We start from the raw sequence: 1,094 nt of genomic DNA on the forward strand, positions 1-1,094 counted from the left end.
GGCGTCGAGCCGGTGGCCTCGCCCGTGATCTCCGGCGGCGCGCCGGCGCCGCACCCGATCCAGGGCATCGGCGCGGGCTTTATCCCGAAGAATCTCGATACGTCGTTGCTCGACGGCGTGATCCAGGTCGACGCCGAGCCAGCGCGCGACATGGCACGCCGCTGCGCGCGCGAGGAAGGCATCCTGGTTGGCATCTCGTCCGGCGCCACGCTGGCCGCGATCGCGCAGAAGCTGCCCGAGTTGCCGGCCAATGCGCGCGTGCTGGGCTTCAACTACGACACCGGCGAGCGCTACCTGACCGTCGAAGGGTTCCTGCCCGCCTAAGCAGGCTTGAGCGCCCGGGCCTTGCGGCCCGGGCGCTCAGAACGCTTCGTTGATCTGGAAGTAGACCCCGCGCGTGCGCCGCCCGAAGCCGGCATCGAGCCGCACATTGACGCGCGGCTTGAACTCGAAGCGGTAGCCGATGCCCGCATTGGGCAGCCAGTGTGCCGAGGCCAGGTCGCCCGGCTTGGACGCGATGGCGCCGGTGCCGGCCCAGAACACCATGCCCTGCCGGCCGGCGATATGCAGCCGGTATTCCACCTGCGCCTCGAATCGCGAACAGCAGATTTTCAGCGCGACAACAGGCGGTGCCGCTTGTGCCAGTCCGCCAGCGATTCATTCGGCCAAGTGCGGCAGTGCACATGGCCTTTGCCCTTGGGCACATCCACCCAGGGCGCGACAGAATCCAGCGCCGCCTCCACCACCTCCGGCGGGCGCGGCAGTGGCGTGTCGATGGCCGACGCATGCGGATGGACCAGGTGCGGCCAGCGCGGATCCCACAGCCACAGCGCACTGCCGCATTTGACGCAGAAATGCCGCTGCGCCGGTGAGCGCCGCGCGCGCTTGCCCGGCCGCGCAGCACCGCGTGATAGACGCCCAGGTGCTTGCGCCCGCGCACGCGCAACGTGGCGGCGTCGCCCCCGAGGTTGATCGCGTAGCCGCCGCTCCCTGCCGTCTTGGGTAGGGGTAAGGATTCGTGCGTAAATGAGTAACAGCGTCAGCGGGCCGAGCTTGGTGGCACCGTTCCCCCCTTCTCGGAGCCGAACCGAATG

2 protein-coding genes and 1 pseudogene are annotated in these 1,094 nt (G+C 69.3%); 1 reads left to right on the forward strand and 2 read right to left on the reverse strand.

Annotated features, from left to right (window positions below; genetic code table 11):
• Positions 1-324 (forward strand): pyridoxal-phosphate dependent enzyme (locus tag A3A5_RS0123490; RefSeq protein ID WP_018312942.1); only part of this gene is annotated, 324 nt, incomplete at its 5' end.
• 36 nt (positions 325-360) lie between these two features.
• Here the strand turns inward: A3A5_RS0123490 and A3A5_RS0123495 are convergent.
• Complete coding sequence (locus A3A5_RS0123495; protein ID WP_018312943.1) at positions 361-582, reverse strand: hypothetical protein; 222 nt, start codon at positions 580-582, stop codon at positions 361-363.
• 29 nt (positions 583-611) lie between these two features.
• Positions 612-1,000, reverse strand: a pseudogene (locus A3A5_RS45095) (GFA family protein); the annotation flags it as partial.
• Positions 1,001-1,094 lie beyond the last annotated feature (94 nt).

It is taken from the genome of Cupriavidus sp. UYPR2.512 (genome assembly GCF_000379565.1).
Classification (GTDB): domain Bacteria; phylum Pseudomonadota; class Gammaproteobacteria; order Burkholderiales; family Burkholderiaceae; genus Cupriavidus.